This is a genomic window from Nocardia sp. JW2 (assembly GCF_051843015.1).
Classification (GTDB): domain Bacteria; phylum Actinomycetota; class Actinomycetes; order Mycobacteriales; family Mycobacteriaceae; genus Nocardia; species Nocardia coubleae.
Genome location: NZ_JBPXLK010000012.1, coordinates 32,812 through 50,527 on the forward strand (window position 1 = coordinate 32,812; position 17,716 = coordinate 50,527).

The following is a 17,716-nucleotide window of genomic DNA, read 5'->3' on the forward strand; positions in this document are numbered from 1 at the left end:
GGCTGCTCACGCCACACCAGGGTGCCGGCGAATCCCGGTTTCCCGGCCCCACCGCTCGACGCGCGCGTGCAGCGGCTGCAGGCGGCCGGTGTAGATGGTGTGCAGATGCTCGCGGGCGGCGGGGCGGGACAGGTCGACCTCCCGCACGGTCGCGGCGATCAGCTGCAGCTCACCGAGGAAGAGGTCGCGCTCCGTTGGCAGCTTCGACTTCTCCGCCGACGCCAGACGTGGATCGTTCAGCAGGGTGTCGTACTTGCGGCGGATCAGTTGATCGGCTGTCTCGATCTCACCCGTCAGCCAGGCGCGGTATTCCGTCGGCGACGCACCGACGGCCAGGATTTCCCGGATCAGCGGGGTCCGCACGACCTCGCGGACCAGATCGTCGAGCTTCTCGTTCGCCCTGCGCCACGCGGTGAAATCACCGGCCTCGTAGGCGGCCCGTGCCTCGGCCGCCACCCCGTCCTGACGGTACCGGAACGGCTGCGCCTCACCGGGAAGGTCACGTTCGAGCCAGACCACCAGATTGGTGAGCGTACCCATTCTGTCCTCGAAATTGGCCAGCGGCGGCTCCAGATACGCCTCGGGGCCCTCGCTCTCCTGCAAGGTCTGCAAGATCGTCTCGGCTTCGAGCAGCATGTGGTGCGCTTTCGCCTGGTCCTTCGCGCCGACGATCAGCCCTTCCACAGCGACCAACCGCTGTTCGAGATCCGGTCCCGCCTTCGCCGACTCGGACTTATGCACCTCGGGACGCACCTGGCGCCACGCGGCGTGCGCCCGTGCGGTCCTCGACCGGATCTCTGTCCACGACGCGACCTGACGGACCGGGATGTCGATGACGGCGGTGGCCGTCCGGTCCAGCTGCGGCAGCCGCACCGACGCGTGAATGGTCCACCCGACCGCGAATTCCAGGGACAGTTCTACAGCGGTTCCCGGAGCCACATCCTCGGGCAGGTCGTGGATCTGCACCGAACCGATCGGTATGCGGCCCTCGTAGAGCCGTACCCGCAAAGCGGTACCCGCTCGCGCGGTCTCCAGATGCTGGCTGACGCGGTGTGGGATCTTGGTGCCCGCCTTCACGATTCGCGCCAGCCGACCGTCCACCAGCTCCACCGAGAAGTCGTGTGCGAGCACATCTCCCGCCAGATCGAGTGCCGGCGTCTCATCGTGTGCTGTCACGGTGAGGTGTCCAGTGTCGACCTGTTGCCCGGCGGCAAGCACTCGCACGGTGAAGGAGCTCTCGCCCTCGGCGACCAGCGGAACGTCGATGAACAGGAAAGCCCCGTCACCGTTGACCCGCTGTTCGAGCGGTGCGCCGTCGGCGGTCTCCACCAGCACGACCACCGGTTGACCCAGCTCGTCGGGACACCGCACCCGGCCGGCGATATCGACCGAATCGCCTTGCGGCACCAGCGGTTCCAATTCCAGAACCGAGCTACGGGTAGCGCGGCTCGCCGCCTTGAGAGCCGCGCCGACCGCGACGACGAGTTCCGGATGGAACAGGCGCGGTGGGATACCGAAGCGTTGTTCCAGCAACGTCGCGACCAGCGGGATTCTCGACGAGCCGCCGACGAGCACGATCTCGTCGAGCGCGGCGTCACTCAACCGGGCCTTGGCCAATGCTTCGGCGCAATGGTCGAGGGTCGCCCGGAGATGATCTTCGATCATCCGATCGAATTCGGGCCTGCTGAGGGGCAGGTTGATAGTCATCGGATTTCCGGACCGATCTTCCAGGTCCTGGCTGATGATCTCGGTCTCCGTCTCGCGGCTCAGCTCGTGCTTCGCCGCCTCGGCCAGACTCAGCAATCGCGCGAGCAATTCGGCGTCGCGTGGCTGGTCCGGCCGGAAACCGAGGTCGTAGCCGGGCAGTTGGGCGATCATCCAGTCGACGATGGCCTGATCGAAGTCGTACCCGCCGAGGTAGCGGTTGCCGTCGAAGGATCGACTGCTGAAGCCGCCGTCCGGGTCCCAGCTCACCACCGAGGTATCGAAGGTGCCACCGCCGAGGTCGTAGATGAGAAACCGGCGTCCCTCGGAGTCCTTCATGCGGTACTCGTGCATGTGCGCCAGCGCTGCCGCGACCGGTTCCATCAGCGTCTCGACCACCTCCAGCCCGGCCTCGGCACCCGCCAATCCGGTCTGTGTCTTCGCGCTGGTCTCGAAGTATGCGGGCACCGTGATCACGGCACGGTCGATCGGCACACCGAGCACGTCCTGCGCCATTGTTTTGAGATGACGCAGCAGGTGCACCGAGGCCTGCACCGGTGTGATGGTCGCATGCCCCGCGGTGACCGGCTGATCGGTGCCCATATTGCGCTTGAAGAACATCGCGGGCGGTGAACCGGGATGGCGCGCTTTGCGTTTGGCGAGCGCACCGACCAGCACGGTGCCGTCCGGTGAGATCCAGATCGCCGACGGTGTGGTCAGCGACAGGTCGGGATTGGCGACGATCAGCGCTGACCCGAACTGCCGCAACCGGCGTCGGTCGATCAGCGCTTGTTTGTTCGGGATGTCGGCGTCGGCCGGAATGGCCACGCAGCAGTTCGTCGTGCCGAGGTCGATTCCGGCGACCAGCGTCATTCGGTGTTCTCCTGTTTCAGCGCAGTGCGTGCAGTTCGGGGCCGAGAGCGGGTGGCAGCAGCTTGGGCAGGACCTGGTAGTTCAGCCCCGGCACGGCGCCGGGTACCGCCTCGGCTGCGGCCTCGGCATCACGGGCGACCGCTGCGTCCAGTTCGTCCGCGAGCTGCTGTAGTTCGGCGAGCTCGGCCACCTCGGATTCGGCGGGCACGGGCCGGTGGGTGAGCAATTCCGCCGCCAGCCGGGTTTCCGGCAACCCCAGTTGCTCATCGGCGGCATTGACCTGCGCCACGGTGAGCACCGCGCCGAACAGGGGAAACCTGCCCGCGTCGAAGGCGATCCGCTTGCGCCGCGCCGCGATACGGGCGCGGGCCGCCGACGGGCCCGCTGTGGGGTCGAGATCCAGGATCTGAAAAGCCGTGGAGTAGTAGGGGTTCGACCCGGTCCATTGCCATGGGTTCGTCATGACCGTCGCTCTCCGGTGAGTTCCATCGTCAACGCTCCCCGATCGACGCGGTCGCCAGCAGTTCACGCACCGAGTCGTAGGGCGGTAGGTCGGGCAGCCCGAGGCCGATAGCCCACCGGAAGTGCCCGGCCGCTTCACCGCACAGCCGAAGCGCCGACATCTGGTGGCGCTGGTCGAAGGCGATGAACATCAGGCAAGTGCCGAACCAGAATTCGTGTCGGGCCAGCTTCGCCGCGTAGGCCGAACGGTCCGCCGCCGATACCGTCCCCGACCACTGCTGGGTGGTGGGGGTGGTCCGGGAACGGGTGAGTCCGAGCGTGTCGTTGATCGGGGCGGTCATCTCCGTGATCCGGTCCAGCAACAACCGAGCCGGGTACAGCTGCGACGACATGTTCTGTCTGGCTTGAATATGGTCGATGCCGATATCGAGGGCGGCTTCGGCCAATTGGACGCTGTCCGGATCGACGCGCAACCACGCGGCGACCAGATCCAGGGCTTGCCCTTCACTTCCCGCCTTGGCCAGGCGCCGCACCGCCACCTCGGCCTCGTAGCCCACTCTCGATCGCGTGGCCGCCTTGACCGTCTCCGGGAACGGCGCCGTGCGGATCGTCTGCATATGCGCTCGCGCCCGCGCAGGCTGCTTCTGCCACAGCGTTCGGATCCGCGTGGCATGCGGTTCGAGCAGCTGTTCGGGCAGGTCCGCGCGGACTCGTTCGATTGCCCGCTCCAGTTCCCGCGGTGTCACATCCGACATCACCTCGCCGAGATGTCGGCGCATCGATTCCCAGAACTCGGCGCTGTCGTACAGCGTCGCCCAGTGCCGCAACGCGGCGTCCCAATGGAGGAAGGCGGTGTGATCGCCCTCGAGTTCGAGGGAGTAGGCCTTGGCGTGCTCGGCGATCGCGCGATGATGGACCGATACCAGATCGCCGGGATCGTATTTCTCCCACAGTCGCATGGCAGGCTGCGTCCACGGCAGGATCCCGCCGTCCCCCCGTAAGGCGGTCAGTGCCAGCCGGACCGACGGCGGCGGTGCCGACGGGTCGCTGCCTGCCGCGATGTCGCCGATCCGGTCGGCGACGCGCGCCAACTCCGCGGCCTGCCCACCGCGGGCGACCCCGATGATCCGGCGGACCCGCTCGAGCGAAGCGTCTACTTCCTCCGCTCGCGAAATCAGTGCCGCCCGTGCGGCTTCGGCGAGATTCACGCAGGCGTGCCGGAGCTGGACAGGATCGAGGTCGGAGGCTTCGGGCGCGATCGTCTCCGCCGTCTCCCTCGCGGCGGCTCGGGCGCGCACGGTCGATATCGCCTCCTGATCGACCATCGACACGCTCACCCATCGGTCGCCGTGCCGATCGCGAAGCTGTCGTACCCCCGCCGCCAACAGCCGCGAATCCTGCAGGAGGAGCCCGAGTACGAGATGGGCGTTCGCGTGCATGTCCTCGTCGGCCGGCGATTCGGCGGGTTCGCGGATGATTTCGCGCAATTCGGCCTCGGCGGCGGCCTGGTCGCCCTCGCGCAGCCGGGACAACGCGGTGACGAAACGAACCGCCATCCGCAGCGGCTGCTCGACCGACTGCGGCGGGCTGTCAGCCAATCGTGGTGCGCCCGAACGGCCGTGCATGACATCCGACGCCGCCAGCAGGAGTTTCCTGCTCACGTCGACAGGGGTCTGGCGCGAGGGTGTCGGCGAAGCCGCAGGCTCAGGGGCGGGCGGTCGCGCGGGAGTCGGCGGTTCCTTGCGCGGCGGCGAGACCGTCACCGGAGCGGAACCCATCTCGAATCCGAGCCGCGCCGGTGTTGCCTGCGGCGGCTGGTGATCCGCCCGCCGGGACGGTGTCGAGTGCCCCGGACGGGTCTGCGACCGCGACGGCTGCGCAGCGCTGTCGCCACCGAACCGTTCCGCGAGCGCGTAGCGTCGTCGGGCACCTGCCTTGTCGCCACGCGCGGTGGCGCGGTCACCGAATCGGCGATACCACTCCGCGCGCGTGCCCGGGCCGAGCGCGTACATCACCTGCCACTCCACGCTGGAACCACCGCTGAATGCGTACTTTTCGAACTGCGCGTCGACCAGTTCGGTCAGGTGCGCGGTGGCAAGGGCACGAAACTCCGGTGACACGTCGGGATCTTCGGCCCGCACAGCGTTTCCGAACCACACGCACAGCGACGACGGCTGCGACACTCCGGTGACTGCCTTCATCAATCCGGCGGCAACGGACCAGGTTTCGGCGAAGGCATCGGCATCAGGGCGACGTAGCCAGGCACGGAATATCAGTTGCACCGTGTCGTCGGTGAGCCCGCAACGCTTCTCGACGGTAGGCAGCAGGCGGATCGTCGCATCGGGCAAGGTCGAGGCGGCTTCGACGAGGTCGTCATGCAGTCGCTGCCGCAGCTCCGGAGTGATGGGCGTGCCGGGGCGACCGAGGAATGTTTCGATCATCGTCAGCCGGGCTCGCGCCTGATCGGCGATGCTCAGTGGCTCGCCGACGGGCGGTTGTGCGGGGCCGGCCGGTTGTACGGGGCCGGCCGGCGCGTGCTTGTCCGCGTTGCCGCGCTCCTTGTCACCCGACGACCAGGGCCATTTCACCGCGAAGCACTCCGGTCGGCCGCCCCTGATCGATCCGCAGCCACGGCGATCCCCTTTCCCGAACGAGCCCCGGCATCCTCCCGATACCGGGCAACTCGGAAGACAATGCTCAACCATGTTGCGGCCGAACAGCCTTCAGCTTTCACGATCGACGACGCGAGGAACTTCGTCAAGTCCGAGCCGGGCGCTGCCCCCGAGGCACGAACGAATGCCACGGACGGACGCGGTCTGGTTCAGTGGGCGAGTTTTAGCCCGACGACGCCCGTCACGATCATCGTGAGAAACAGGAGCTTGAATATCGTCACCGGCTCTTCACCGGTGGCCATGGCGAAGGCGACGGTGAGGACCGCGCCGATGCCCACCCAGACCGCGTATGCGGTACCTACCGGAAGTTCGCGCATCGCGATCGCCAAGCCGGCCATACTCGCCAGCAGAGCGACGAAGAACAGCACCGACGGCACGAGCCGGGTGAAGCCTTCGGATTTGCCAAGTGCGGTCGCCCACACAGCTTCCAGGAATCCCGACACGACAAGCAGAATCCACGACATCGCAGCCCTCCTCGGGCCGTCTTGTCGCACTCCGGGTACGGCACCCCTCGTCCGGAAGCCCGATCGCCGGGCTCACTTCCACCATGGCACGCCGGCTATCGACCGGCAAGCGATGGTGGTTCGTCTCACCAGCAAAGATGTCGGTGGGTAGCCGTAAACTTCGACAGGTGGGGAGGATTCGGGAAACCGCCGGTGGACTCGCGCTGACGCTGCCGAGTGTGGCGCTCAACGGTGTCCTGGTCTACGTCGTGATCGTCGGCATCGGCCTGTGGGCGGCGATCATCATGCTCGTGTTGTGGACCGGGTTCGGCTGCGGCATGGCCAGCGCACTGTGGTTCCATCCGAATCGGGGCCGAGCGGCGGCAGCCTATGGATTCCGCAAGCCCGTCGGATCGGAGCCCGATATTCTCGCGACCGCTTGGGCCGAGGTCACCCGGAAGGCGGGGGTGGACGGCTGGCCCTACTCGCTGTGGGTGCAGCAGTCGGCCACGTTCAACGCGTTCGCGGCACCCGCGCGCATGGTCGCGGTGACGAGCTGGGCGATCGAATCGCTTCGCCCACGGCAGCTGGCCGCAGTGCTCGCCCACGAACTCAGCCACCATCTCATGCTCGATCCACGTGTGCGACTGCTCGACGCCTGGTTCTCGGTCCCCGGCCGCGTGGTCAGGGGTATCGGCGGGATCCCGGCCCGCGCGGCACGTGGGCCCGGCACTCTCCGATGTCTCGCGCGAGCGGCGATCGCGACGGCACTCCTGGTGGCCGTGGCATTCTTCCTCACACCACGAATCGGCGAGCCCGCCGTCGCGGTGCTGATCGCACTACTCGTCCTGGAACCCCTGACCGCTGCGGCGCGCGCACGGCGCGGAGAGTTCGCCGCGGACCGGATGGCTGTTCACCTCGGGTACGGCCGCGAACTCCACGGTGCGCTCCGCAGGTGGCTGCCGCACGAGACAGCTCACACATCCGCACTGCTCGCGGCCCGCGCTCGATGGCTCGACACGCATCCGCCGATCAGGCAACGGCTGCAAGTGATTCGTCGAACCGCCGCGGCCTGATCGCTTCGACCGCCGGGACGCATCAACGGGAGGTATTCACCGCCGTGCCGCGATGCGGGCCCATACCTGCGGGTCGGTGCGGAGACCGCCCGGTGTGTCGGCGCCGTACCGCGCGATTTGGGCGTCGAGGTCCAAGGGTGCGGTCAACGAGGTTCCGGGTGCGAGGGCGTCCTCGACGTGTTCGTCGGGCACCAGCCAGCACACCTCGAACTCGATGCCGTCGGGGTCGCGCGCGTAGAGCGCTTTGGTCGACCCGTGGTCGCTCGCCCCGGTCAGTGCGTTCGCCGCGAGCAGGCGACCGCGGATATCGGCGAGCTCGCGCAAGGTGTCGACCTCCCAGGCGACGTGGTAGAGCCCGACCGATCCCGGCGGTCCCGCCGCCGGCCGCCTGGCCTGGAACAGCCCGAGATCGTGATCGTTGGCCGAGCCGGGGTGACGCAGGAAGGCGCCGCCCGGGAATCCCTCGGCGAGTCGCTCGAAGCCGAGGACGCTTTCGTAGAAGGCGATGCTGCGCTCCAGCTCCGCGACGAACAAGACGATGTGGTTGATTCCCCGCATAGCGATGACCTCCTGGCCTACGACTGTGGGCGGTCGTCGGCGTCGACACGCAGATCCCGGCCCGTGACCTCCACCGTAGCGACCAGGGCGATCAGGCTCAGGGCGGCGGTGACCACGATGATTCCGCTCAGCGCGACGCTCGACCCGTCGAAGGCGACAAGCAGGCTGCTCGCGATCAGCGGGGTGAAGCCCGCGCCGATGAGCGCCGCGGTCTGATAGGCGATGGACACACCGGTGTATCGCACACCGGTGGGGAACATTTCCGACAGCATCGGGGTCAGCGGCGCGTACATCAGGTTCTGCAGCAGCTGCGCGAACATCAGCGCGCCCGTCATGATCCACCACGAATCGCTGTTGATCAGGCTGTACAGGGGGAAGGCGTAGATGACGGCCCCGATCGCGCCCGTCATCATCGTTCGCCGCCTGCCCCACCGATCCGACAGGGCCGCGCTCGCGGGAATGGCGACGATCGAGACCACGACCACCAGCAGCAGCGATCGCATCACCTCGCCGACCGCGTAACCGATGCCGGTGGCGTAGGCGATGATGTGCGAACTCGTCAGGGCGGTCAGCGCGAACGGCGCGAGACCGGCGAACACGGCGGGGACGAGCAGGCGTGGGCGGCGCAGCACCTGCGCCGCGGGAATCGAGTCACGCGGCGGCGCGGCGGCGGCGAAAACCGGGCTCTCGGCGACCCGCAGCCGCACATACATCCCGAGCACGAGCAGGGCCGCGCTCAGCAGGAACGGCACCCGCCACCCCCAGGTCGAGAACTGTGGTTCGGGAAGCTGGGTCACCGCGGCGACCGCCCCGGTGGACAGCAGAAAACCGAGAGGCGTTCCCAGCTGCATGATTCCGGCCCAGCGACCGCGATTGCGCGCATCGGCATGCTCGACGACCATCAGCGCGGCGCCACCCCATTCCCCGCCGACGGCCACCCCTTGCACCACGCGCAGCAGCACGAGCAGGACCGGCGCCGCGACGCCGATGGTGTGATAGGTCGGCAGCAGGCCGATCGCCGCGCTGGCGATACCCATCATCAGCATGGTGATCAGCAACATCGACTTGCGGCCGACGCGGTCACCGAAATGGCCGAAGATCACGCCGCCGAGCGGACGTGCGACATACCCGGCGGCGAGGGTGCCGAACGAGGCGATCGTGCTCAACGCCGGATTCGAGCCGGGAAAGAACAACGGCCCGAACACCACCGCCGCCATCGTCCCGTACAGCAAGAAGTCGTAGTACTCGATCGTCGTACCGAGCAGGCTCGACAACGCCGCACGGCGGCGCGCTCTCGCGTCGGTCGGGATAAACGCCTGTGGCGCAGACGGACTCGCCTTCTCGGGTGGCAGCGTGGGCACCGAGACTCCTTCGGTTCGGCCGCGAGATCCTCGTTCGACATCGCGGTCACCGCGACGTTTCCAGCGCGACCCGACGACAGGCAATACCGCCGACCACTGAGCGGAATCTTCGGTAACTCCGGCAGCGCAAAGCCATTGCGCGCCTTCCGCGTTATCGCCCGTCGCGCCCCTGCGGGAATTGCGCGACAGCCTCATCGATCAGTCCGCCGAGCTGGTCGGCGGTGATCATGCCGCAGTTCACGAGCCCGGCCAGCCCCTGCAAGGTGGCGAGGAAGATCAGTGCGGTCCGCTGCGGGCTCGTGCCCGGCGGCTCGTCGGCCAGGCCCTGCTCGAACACCAGCAACATCGGCGCGAAGGCCGACTCCGCGGCCGTGCTCACGGCCTCGCCACCTTCGCCGTGTTTGTGGGCGAACATCAGCTCGGCCAGGTTCGCCTCGGACGTCACGAAGTCGAGGTAGGCCCGGGCGAGCGAGCGAATCCGGGCGCGGTAGTCGGGCGCGGCGTCGACCGCGTCCCGCAGTCGCGTGCCGAGCAAGGCGAACCCTTCGACGGCCAGTGCGTCGTGAAGCTGCCGACGGTCAGGGAAGTGCCGGCGCACAGCGGCGTGCGAAACACCGACGGCGGCGGCCAGCTCGCGCAGTGACAGCTCCGAGGCTCCTCGGTCACGCACCACCGGCGTCGCCTGCTCCAGTACGGCCTGCCGCAGGTTGCCGTGGTGGTAGGGGCGGTCGGAGGTCATTCGGGCAGCCTATCAAAAATGTTTCCGTTGACTAGATTGTTTCCAGTGGATACATTGGCTCCATGCTCACACTTACCTCTCCTTCTCGGACTCCGGATCAGACCGGCCGCACCGTCATCGTCACCGGCGCCACCAGCGGGATCGGCCGTGCCGCGGCGGCTGTCCTTGCCGCCAAGGGCGCACGGCTCATACTCGCTGTCCGCGACCAGGAAAAGGGCCGTGCCGTCGCCGCCGAAATGAGTGGGAGGGTGGAAGTTCGTCCGCTCGACTTCAGCTCGCTGGCATCGGTCCGGCAGTTCGCCGACGGCATCGACAGCACGGTGGACGTGCTCGTCAACAACGCCGGAACCATGACCGATTCGCTACAGCACACCGCCGACGGTTTCGAACTCCAGTTCGGGGTGAACCACCTGGCGCCCTTCGCGTTGACGAACCTGTTGCTCGACCGGATCACCGACCGCGTCGTGTCCACCTCCTCGACCGCCTACCGCTCCGCGCAGCTCGATTTCGACGACCTGCAGTGGGCGCAACGCCCCTACAAGCCGTTCGGCGCCTACGGTGCGTCGAAGTTGTCGGTCCTGCTGTTCACCGCCGAACTACAACGCCGCCTGAGCGCGGTCGGCTCGTCGGTCATCGCGACCACCGCGCATCCCGGCTGGGCCTCCACCGGCTTCCGGATCACCAGCGGTAACCGGCTCATCGACGCCCTGTCGGCCATCTTCACGCCCATGCTCGCCCAAGGCCCCGACTCCGGTGCGCTGCCCACACTGCTGGTGGCCGTCGGTGACATCCCCGGCGGCAGTTTCGTCGGTCCGAGCCGCTTCGGCGGTGTTCGCGGTCCGGCAGCGGTGGGCGAGATATCCCCCGTGGCCAAGGATCCGGACTCCGCCGTGCGAATTTGGCGCGCCTCCGAACAGCTCACCGGCACGTACTTCCCCTTCACCTCCGTGTCGCCGTCACCGGCCCCGACCACAGACGTCTCTGGATCATGACGATGCCGGCGCATCAGTACGTCGAATGAGAAGTGTTGCGGCTGGACAACTTCGAGCCCCGTCGGCTGCGGACATCGGTGGTCACGAGGCCATCCGTCTGACCTCGGGCAGCGTCAGAGCTGTGTGGGCCGGTCGACCGGTGGCCGGGGCCGACATGGTCAGGTCGCGGAGTCGATGGTTGCGGGCTTGCAGGGCTTCGGCCGTGGTGGGAAACAGTGCCGCTTCGCCGGTGGAGATCTGTGACTGGTTGAGTTCGACGAATGGGCGGCTGGCACGCTCGTAGGCGGTGAAGGCCGTGGTGTGGTCCTCGTGTGCGGCCAGGGATTCGGCGAGCATGTAGGCGCCGACGAGCGCGAGGCTCGACCCCTGCCCGGTCAGGAACGACGGTGCGTAGGCGGCATCGCCGACGAGGGCCACACGCCCAGCCGACCATTGCGGCATGTGGATCTGACTCACCGTGTCGAAGAACGGATCCGGGGAACCACACACGGCCTCGACGATGTCCGGCACCTTCCAGCCGTCGTCGCCGAAGAGCGTGGATATCAGTGCACGTCGAGTCTCACTGTCCCGGAAGGCTTCGTGGGGTGGTTCGGGGTGGGCGAAGGTCAGGAGGGCGTGTACGTCGTCGCTGTTTCCCACGGCGTAGAGAGCGGCGGCGCGTCCGGGGGTGTTCCAGATGACCGCTTCGCGTGCGAGCCCGAAGGTATTGGGCATGGTGCAGATCGCGAAGCAGTAGCCGAGGTAACGCAGATAGTTCTGTTCGGGGCCGAAGGCGAGAGTCCTGGTGCGTGAGTGCAATCCGTCGGCGCCGACAACAAGATCGAAACTGCGTTGGACGCCGCTGTGGAAGGTGACGTCCACACCGTGCTCGTGTTCGGTGAGGGCGTCGACGGAATCGTCGAAGACGAACTCCACGTTGTCACGGACTGCCGTGTACAGGACGCTCGTCAGCGTCTCCCTCGGGACTTCGAGGTCGTGTCCGTCGACTCCCCCGGCCACCGCCTGTGGATGAACGACAGCGGCCCGACTGCCGTCGGCCTCGAGGAAGGTGACCCGCTGTGTGTCGATATGGGCTCGCTGTAGCTGCGGCAGAATGCCCATCCGGTGCGCGACTTCGACGGCGGTGCCACGCAGGTCGATCGGGTATCCGCCGCCGCGCACACCGGCGGACTTCTCGACCACCGTCACCTCGAATCCATACTTGTGCAACCAGAACGCCGACGCGGGACCCGCGATGCTCGCGCCGGAAACCAGCACAGTTCCTCTGGATTTCATGTCAACTCCTATATCTGCTGGAAAGGGTCACGCGTGCGTTTCGACAGCCTGGGGCTCGAGTTTCGGCGCGGGCATCCGACGCCGCGGGAGCGTGGTTCGCACAAGAAGGACGACCACGACCGCGGCGATCGCGAAGGCCGCGGTGGCAATCGCGATATAGCTGAATACACCGGTGGCCGAGTTCACCGTCTCGCCGTTCGCGACGACAGTGGTCGATGCGAGCACAGCCGCGCCGACGAAGTTGAACACCACGGCCCCGGTCGAGACCATCACCATGACCAGGCTGGACACGACGCCCTGCCGTTGCGCCGAGGCCAAGTCGCCCGCCGTGTTGAAGCCCGACGCACCCAACGCCGCGACCGTGACCCCGAGCAGGAACGCGAAGCACAGCGCCGCGACCACCTGGGACGCACCGAGGAACATCCCGATGGTGGCAACGGTTCCGAGCATGACCGCCCCGGCCAGAGTTCGGGCAGGCCCGATTCGCGTACCCAACCAGCCGGCTACCGGCCCGCCGAGCATGACGCCGACAGCGGGTGCCGCGAGAAGCAACGCCACCGACCCGCGACCGCCGAGTCCGTAGCCCAAGTTCTGGTCCGCCGAGACATCACTGATGAGCGGGATGAGTTGCAGCATGCTCTGGTAGGAACCGGCACCGAGGAAGACGACCAGAAGCGTGAGAAGCAGTGGCTTGCCGAGGTTTCCGACGTCGATCAGCGGATCAGCCTTCCGGCTCGAGACCGTGAACCAGCTGACCAACGCCACGGCCCCGCCGAGGAGCAGGGCAAGCGGTCCGATAGCGGACCACCCGAGATCGGGACCCATGCTGATGTAGCCGAGCACTCCGAGCAGACCACCGCCGAGCAGCAGCGCACCCGAGATGTCGAGCCGGCCCGGCGTCTTCACGAGCGATTCGGGAACAAGGAAACGCACGCACACAGCCATCGCCACCGCGACAGCGGCCGAGATGAGAAACAGGATCTGAAAGCCGAACTCCGTCGCCAGCTTCTCGACGAGGAACCGGGAGGCGACATTGAGGATCGCGGTTCCGGTGGTCACGATGCCGACGATGATCATGGCCAGACGCGGCGTGCAGACGGTTCGCACGATCGCGACCGACAGGAACATGGCGGCCAACGCGGCTCCCTGCAACATGCGACCGATCACGAATATCCACATTGTCGGGGCGACCGCGCAGATCAGCGCACCGACACAACTGATGAGCAAGGTCAGCACCAGGACTCGGCGTTTTCCGTATATGTCGGCGCTCTTACCGAGCAACGGGGCCCACATCACGCCCGCCAGCATCGCGGTGGCATTGAGCCACGCCGCCTGGTCGGTGCCGAAATGGTCGAGCATCTCGGGCAGGACGATCAGCGGTGCGCCGATCGCCGAATCCACCACGAAGTTCACCAGGGCCAGGATCGCCACGAGGCCGAGTAGTCGCGCACTCCACCTCGTGTGAAGACCGACGTTCACACCGTCGGTTGTGTTCTGCTGCATCGACTTCGGCTCCTCACCAGACTTGATTCCCCGACTGAGCGGGATTCGCACCGCCCAGGGACTTTCTGGTTACAACCGTTCCAGCGGAGCCGTCGGCGGGCATCGTCTCTCGTCATCGATTGCCGCTGGTGCTGTCGCACCAGACGACCGCGCACTCCTGGTGCGTAGGAACCGAGTCGTGCGCCTTGCGGTTGCGGGACCCTCGCCACGCGTATCTTGGGCGAGGTGTTGCCGAACCAGCAGCGTCCCCCGATCCGGTGATGACCACCCAGCAGGTGGCACGACGACCGGTGTGGTGGCGCGAGGCGCTCGTCCTCGCGACGGCGTTCCTGCTGTGCCTGTCCGGCGGGATCTTTCACCCCGACAACACCCTCGGATGGCCACCGATCGCCACCTACATCGTTGCGGGTGTCTCGTGTGCGGCGCTGGTCGTGCGGCATCGGGCACCCGTTGCCGTGCTCGCGGTAACCACTGCGTGCGGGATGTTGGTCGCACCGTTGGGCCTGCTGTCGACACCGCTGATCGTGGTGCCCGTCGCGATCGCCGCCTACGCACTGGCATTGCACACCGAGCTGAGGGTGACGATCGCGGTGCTGCTTCCCGCCGTGGCATTGCTGGTCGCGGCTACCCCACTTCTCGACGGGCTGTCCTGGCAGGACGGCAGCAGGCTGCTGTCGGTGGCGGCGCTCCCGCTGATCGCCGGGGCGCTCGGCAACGCGACGCGGAACCGGCGCGCCTACCTGGCCGCCATGGAAGAGCGGGCACTGCGCGCCGAGGAGAGCCGGGAGAGCGAAGCGCGGCGCAGCGTCGCCGAGGAACGCGTGCGCATCGCCCGCGAGCTCCACGATGCCGTCGCACACCAGATCACCCTCGCCAACGCCCAAGCTGTTGTCGCCGCGCACGTGTTCGACTCCCAGCCGGAACAGACCCGGTCGAACCTGAACAACATCATCGAGACCACGAGAAACGCCCTCGACGACCTACGCGCCACGGTCGGACTGCTACGCCAGGCCGGGGACGCGAACACTCCCGCCGAACCGTCACCCGGCCTGGCCCAACTCCCCCGGCTGCTCGCGTCGTTCGACCGTGCGGGGCTGCGAGTGACGACGGACAACGACGGCACGCCCGTACCGCTACCGCCAGGCGTGGATCTCACTGCCTTCCGGATCATCCAGGAGGCCCTGACCAACGTAGGCAAACACGCCGGAACCAGCCACGCTCGAGTCCGCCTGTCCTGGGGCCAGGACCTGCTCGGCATCACCGTCGCCGACGACGGACCCGGCTCGCGAGCAGCGAACAGGCCGAGCTTCACGGGGTCGGACCGGCCATCGGGCTACGGGCTCATCGGTATGCGAGAACGCGCCAAGGCGGTCGGGGGTCAGCTCTTCACCGAGAACAGCCCGGCGGGTGGCTTCATCGTCTCCGCCCACTTGCCACTCACATCGGCGAACACGACCGGCGACACGGAGAACGGTGGTACCCCATGACAATTCGAGTGCTCCTCGCCGACGACCAGGCCCTGCTCCGCCAGGCGTTCCGTACGCTCCTCGACACCGCCGACGACATCAGCGTGGTCGGCGAGGCCGCCGACGGCGCACAAGCGGTGCGACTCACCCGTGAACTGCACCCCGATGTGATCGTCATGGACATCCGGATGCCCGAGACCGACGGCATCACCGCCACCACACAGATCTGCGCGGACCCGCACCTGCGCGACAGCCGGGTCCTCGTCCTCACCACCTATGAGACCGACGAAAATGTCGCACAGGCACTACGCGCGGGCGCGAGCGGCTTCATCGGAAAGGGCATCGGCGCAGCGGAATTGCTCAGCGCCGTGCGCACCATCGCGGACGGCGAAACCCTCCTCTCCCCCGCCGCGACGCGAACCTTGATCGCCCGCTTCCTCGCAACCCCACCCGACGGCGCGACGCACACCTCCGAGAAACTCGACGTACTCACCCCGCGAGAACGCGAAATGACGACGCTTGTCGCACAAGGACTGTCCAACAACGAGATTGCCGAACAGCTGTTCGTCAGCCCGTTCACCGTCCGCGCCCACGTGCAGCGTGCCATGAACAAACTGCACGCTCGCGATCGCGCACAACTCGTCGTCATCGCCCACCAGACCGGACTGGTCAACCACGCCAACGACCGCGGCCTGCCGTGACCGCCGGTTGCCCGCAGCAGGGTCAGGGCTTCGACCGCGGGTCGGGGGCGATCCCGAGCGTGCGGGCGATCCGCGCCATGAGCTGAGACATCTTGGACGGGAACGAATTCGGTTCCGGCACGGTGACCGGGCGGACCCGGCCGTTGTGAATCGCCGTTATCTTCCAGCCGTTTTCGGTGCGCAGCAGCACGATGGTCTGACGGGAGAGCCGCCGCTTCGGCACGCGTGAGCGCCACGGCATCAGCACCGAGGCGGTGCCGTACACGATGGCCACATCCGGGGTGATGTAGCGGATGGACTCCAGTTCACCGGTCAGAGCTGATCCGGCCAGGACTCCACGGAACAGCCGGTCGTGGTTGCGCTGATGCTGTTCACGGCCGATGGCACGGGTGCCGTCGTAGGAGACGTAATCGGAGTCCTCGGTGAAGAGCGCGCCGAAAGCTTCGGCGTCATTGGCGGTCCAGGTCCGCTCGAGCTGCTGGAAGACCTCCGCGATGGCGATGTCGTCGGTGGTGTGCCGGGTCTGGTTCATGGATCGAGCCCCTCGGTGTTATCGTTTCGATCGTCGAAATAAACGATAACAGGAAGTTTCGAATGTCGAAAGATGATGAGCTCATCGGTGAGATCGGACAGCAGCTGCGACTGCTGCAGCGCAGCTTCGACACCTTCGACGAGGCGGTCGCCGCGCACTTGCGGCTCAATCGCACCGATATGCGGTGCCTCGACATCGTGTTGGGCCGCGGACCCCTCTCCGCGGGTGAGCTGAGTTCCGCGCTGCGGCTCAGCCCGGCCGCCACCACCACCGTCATCGACCGGCTCGAACGGGCCGGATATGTCTCGCGCGCACAGGATCCGGACAATCGGCGGCGCGTGCTCATCGAGCCGACCGCGGACGCGCGGCGCATGGCGGAGCTCATCTTCGAACCCGTGGGCCGGGCCGGTGCGGCGGCGCTCCGGCGTTACGACAGCGACCAACTACGCCTCGTTCTCGACTTTCTCGCAACGGCTCTGCGCGTCCATCAGGAGCAGACCGACCTGGTCGCCGAACGCACCCGGAACGAACGATCCGCATCGAGTTAGTGGCCGAGACCCTCGGCCTGTGAATCCTCGGGGTGCGGATGGCCGGCCGTGGTGGCGAGGATGGTCCGCGCGACCAGTTCGGGATCGTCGATCATGGGGACGTGACCGACGCCTCGGAGGACCCGGAAGTGAGTTTGTTCGGACAGGCGCAGCCGGGCGATGGGGGTGTTCACCGCGAGCGGCAGCAGGCGATCGTGTTCGGCCCAGGCCACCGTCATGGGGCACGGAAGATCCGGCAGCGGTGCGATGTACTCGTCGGTGCTGAGCAGGTCGGTGGTGACCGGGCATTCGGTCAGGTCATGGACGATGTCGAGAGCTTGTGCGCTGCTGATGCGATCGCCGCGAGTCGCGATATTGCGCAGTGCGAGCCGCCGGATCAGGGGTGACCGCAGGCCGAGCGGTGCCAGGGGCCTGCCGAGACGAGCGGTTGCCGCTTCGCGAGCGATCATCGAGGTCCCGTGAGTCTGACTGGCGCGGCGCGGTTCCCAGAACCCGGCCGGAGACAGGGCACATACACTGCGGGCCCGGCCCCGTCGTGCCAGTTCGATGGCGATCCATCCGCCGAGGGAGTTCCCGGCCAGATGCACCTGGTGAAGGCCGAGGGTATCCAGCAGCGCTTCGATGTCGTCCACCAGATGGCTCACCCGCGTGGGCCGCTGTGTCGGCTTCGGTCCGTCGCGATGGCCAAGCAGCGTGGGGGTGATGACGTGGTGGTGCGGCACCAACAGCGGCACAACCTCGGCCCAGGCGCGTTCCGACATCGTGAGCCCGTGCAGCAGAACCAGCGGTGGTCGGTTTGCGTTCATGATCG

General features: G+C 67.2%; 16 protein-coding genes and 1 riboswitch. Of the genes, 5 read left to right on the forward strand and 11 right to left on the reverse strand.

Annotation, left to right across the window (positions count from 1 at the left end; genetic code table 11):
* Positions 1-6: 6 nt before the first annotated feature.
* The 4 genes from ACSVDM_RS18150 to ACSVDM_RS18165 form a co-directional block, all read right to left on the reverse strand.
* Positions 7-2,577 (reverse strand): Hsp70 family protein, encoded by a 2,571-nt coding sequence (locus ACSVDM_RS18150; protein ID WP_439266417.1) that lies wholly within the window; start codon positions 2,575-2,577, stop codon positions 7-9.
* A gap of 16 nt (positions 2,578-2,593) precedes the next feature.
* Entirely contained in the window at positions 2,594-3,040 is a 447-nt protein-coding gene (locus ACSVDM_RS18155; RefSeq protein ID WP_439266419.1) for a hypothetical protein, read from the reverse strand.
* 28 nt (positions 3,041-3,068) lie between these two features.
* A complete protein-coding gene (locus tag ACSVDM_RS18160) occupies positions 3,069-5,627 on the reverse strand; it encodes a hypothetical protein (protein WP_439266421.1) in 2,559 nt (852 codons plus the stop codon).
* A 233-nt stretch (positions 5,628-5,860) separates the two neighbouring features.
* Positions 5,861-6,175 carry a DMT family transporter gene (locus tag ACSVDM_RS18165; protein ID WP_439266423.1) on the reverse strand — a complete coding sequence of 105 codons (315 nt, stop codon included), beginning with the start codon at positions 6,173-6,175 and terminating at the stop codon, positions 5,861-5,863.
* Between the two features lie 10 nt (positions 6,176-6,185).
* Positions 6,186-6,252: riboswitch (guanidine-III (ykkC-III) riboswitch) on the reverse strand.
* 90 nt (positions 6,253-6,342) lie between these two features.
* Between ACSVDM_RS18165 and ACSVDM_RS18170 the strand changes: the two genes are divergently transcribed.
* Positions 6,343-7,230, forward strand: coding sequence for a M48 family metalloprotease (locus tag ACSVDM_RS18170; protein ID WP_439266425.1), 888 nt, complete (start codon positions 6,343-6,345; stop codon positions 7,228-7,230).
* 36 nt (positions 7,231-7,266) lie between these two features.
* Here ACSVDM_RS18170 and ACSVDM_RS18175 read toward each other — a convergent pair whose 3' ends face one another.
* From ACSVDM_RS18175 to ACSVDM_RS18185, 3 genes are all read right to left on the reverse strand, one after another.
* Positions 7,267-7,788, reverse strand: coding sequence for a VOC family protein (locus ACSVDM_RS18175; protein WP_439266427.1), 522 nt, complete (start codon positions 7,786-7,788; stop codon positions 7,267-7,269).
* Between the two features lie 17 nt (positions 7,789-7,805).
* Positions 7,806-9,140, reverse strand: coding sequence for an MFS transporter (locus ACSVDM_RS18180; protein ID WP_439266702.1), 1,335 nt, complete (start codon positions 9,138-9,140; stop codon positions 7,806-7,808).
* A 160-nt stretch (positions 9,141-9,300) separates the two neighbouring features.
* On the reverse strand, positions 9,301-9,888 hold the full coding sequence (locus tag ACSVDM_RS18185; protein WP_439266428.1) for a TetR/AcrR family transcriptional regulator: 588 nt from the start codon (positions 9,886-9,888) through the stop codon (positions 9,301-9,303).
* Between the two features lie 62 nt (positions 9,889-9,950).
* Here ACSVDM_RS18185 and ACSVDM_RS18190 point away from each other — a divergent pair, with 62 nt between their 5' ends.
* On the forward strand, positions 9,951-10,880 hold the full coding sequence (locus tag ACSVDM_RS18190; RefSeq protein ID WP_439266430.1) for an oxidoreductase: 930 nt from the start codon (positions 9,951-9,953) through the stop codon (positions 10,878-10,880).
* 81 nt (positions 10,881-10,961) lie between these two features.
* On the opposite strand, the gene ACSVDM_RS18195 is transcribed toward ACSVDM_RS18190, so the two are convergent.
* Entirely contained in the window at positions 10,962-12,155 is a 1,194-nt protein-coding gene (locus ACSVDM_RS18195) for an FAD-dependent monooxygenase (RefSeq protein WP_439266432.1), read from the reverse strand.
* Positions 12,156-12,182: 27 nt separating this feature from the next.
* Positions 12,183-13,658: an MFS transporter gene (locus ACSVDM_RS18200; RefSeq protein ID WP_439266434.1), complete on the reverse strand. Its 1,476-nt coding sequence runs from the start codon at positions 13,656-13,658 to the stop codon at positions 12,183-12,185.
* Positions 13,659-13,918: 260 nt separating this feature from the next.
* On the opposite strand from ACSVDM_RS18200, the gene ACSVDM_RS18205 reads away from it, so the two are divergent.
* Together ACSVDM_RS18205 and ACSVDM_RS18210 are read left to right on the forward strand one after the other, a co-directional pair.
* Positions 13,919-15,145, forward strand: a complete 1,227-nt coding sequence (locus ACSVDM_RS18205) for a sensor histidine kinase (RefSeq protein ID WP_439266435.1) — start codon at positions 13,919-13,921, stop codon at positions 15,143-15,145.
* Entirely contained in the window at positions 15,142-15,825 is a 684-nt protein-coding gene (locus tag ACSVDM_RS18210) for a response regulator (protein ID WP_439266437.1), read from the forward strand. Before ACSVDM_RS18205 ends, ACSVDM_RS18210 begins: the two co-directional genes overlap by 4 nt.
* Positions 15,826-15,847: 22 nt before the next feature.
* Here the strand turns inward: ACSVDM_RS18210 and ACSVDM_RS18215 are convergent, their stop codons facing one another.
* Positions 15,848-16,357, reverse strand: a complete 510-nt coding sequence (locus ACSVDM_RS18215) for an SgcJ/EcaC family oxidoreductase (RefSeq protein ID WP_439266439.1) — start codon at positions 16,355-16,357, stop codon at positions 15,848-15,850.
* 62 nt (positions 16,358-16,419) lie between these two features.
* On the opposite strand from ACSVDM_RS18215, the gene ACSVDM_RS18220 reads away from it, so the two are divergent.
* A complete protein-coding gene (locus ACSVDM_RS18220; RefSeq protein WP_439266441.1) occupies positions 16,420-16,905 on the forward strand; it encodes a MarR family winged helix-turn-helix transcriptional regulator in 486 nt (161 codons plus the stop codon).
* Here ACSVDM_RS18220 and ACSVDM_RS18225 read toward each other — a convergent pair.
* Entirely contained in the window at positions 16,902-17,711 is an 810-nt protein-coding gene (locus tag ACSVDM_RS18225; protein WP_439266442.1) for an alpha/beta fold hydrolase, read from the reverse strand. The genes ACSVDM_RS18220 and ACSVDM_RS18225 overlap by 4 nt on opposite strands.
* Between the last annotated feature and the right edge of the window lie 5 nt (positions 17,712-17,716).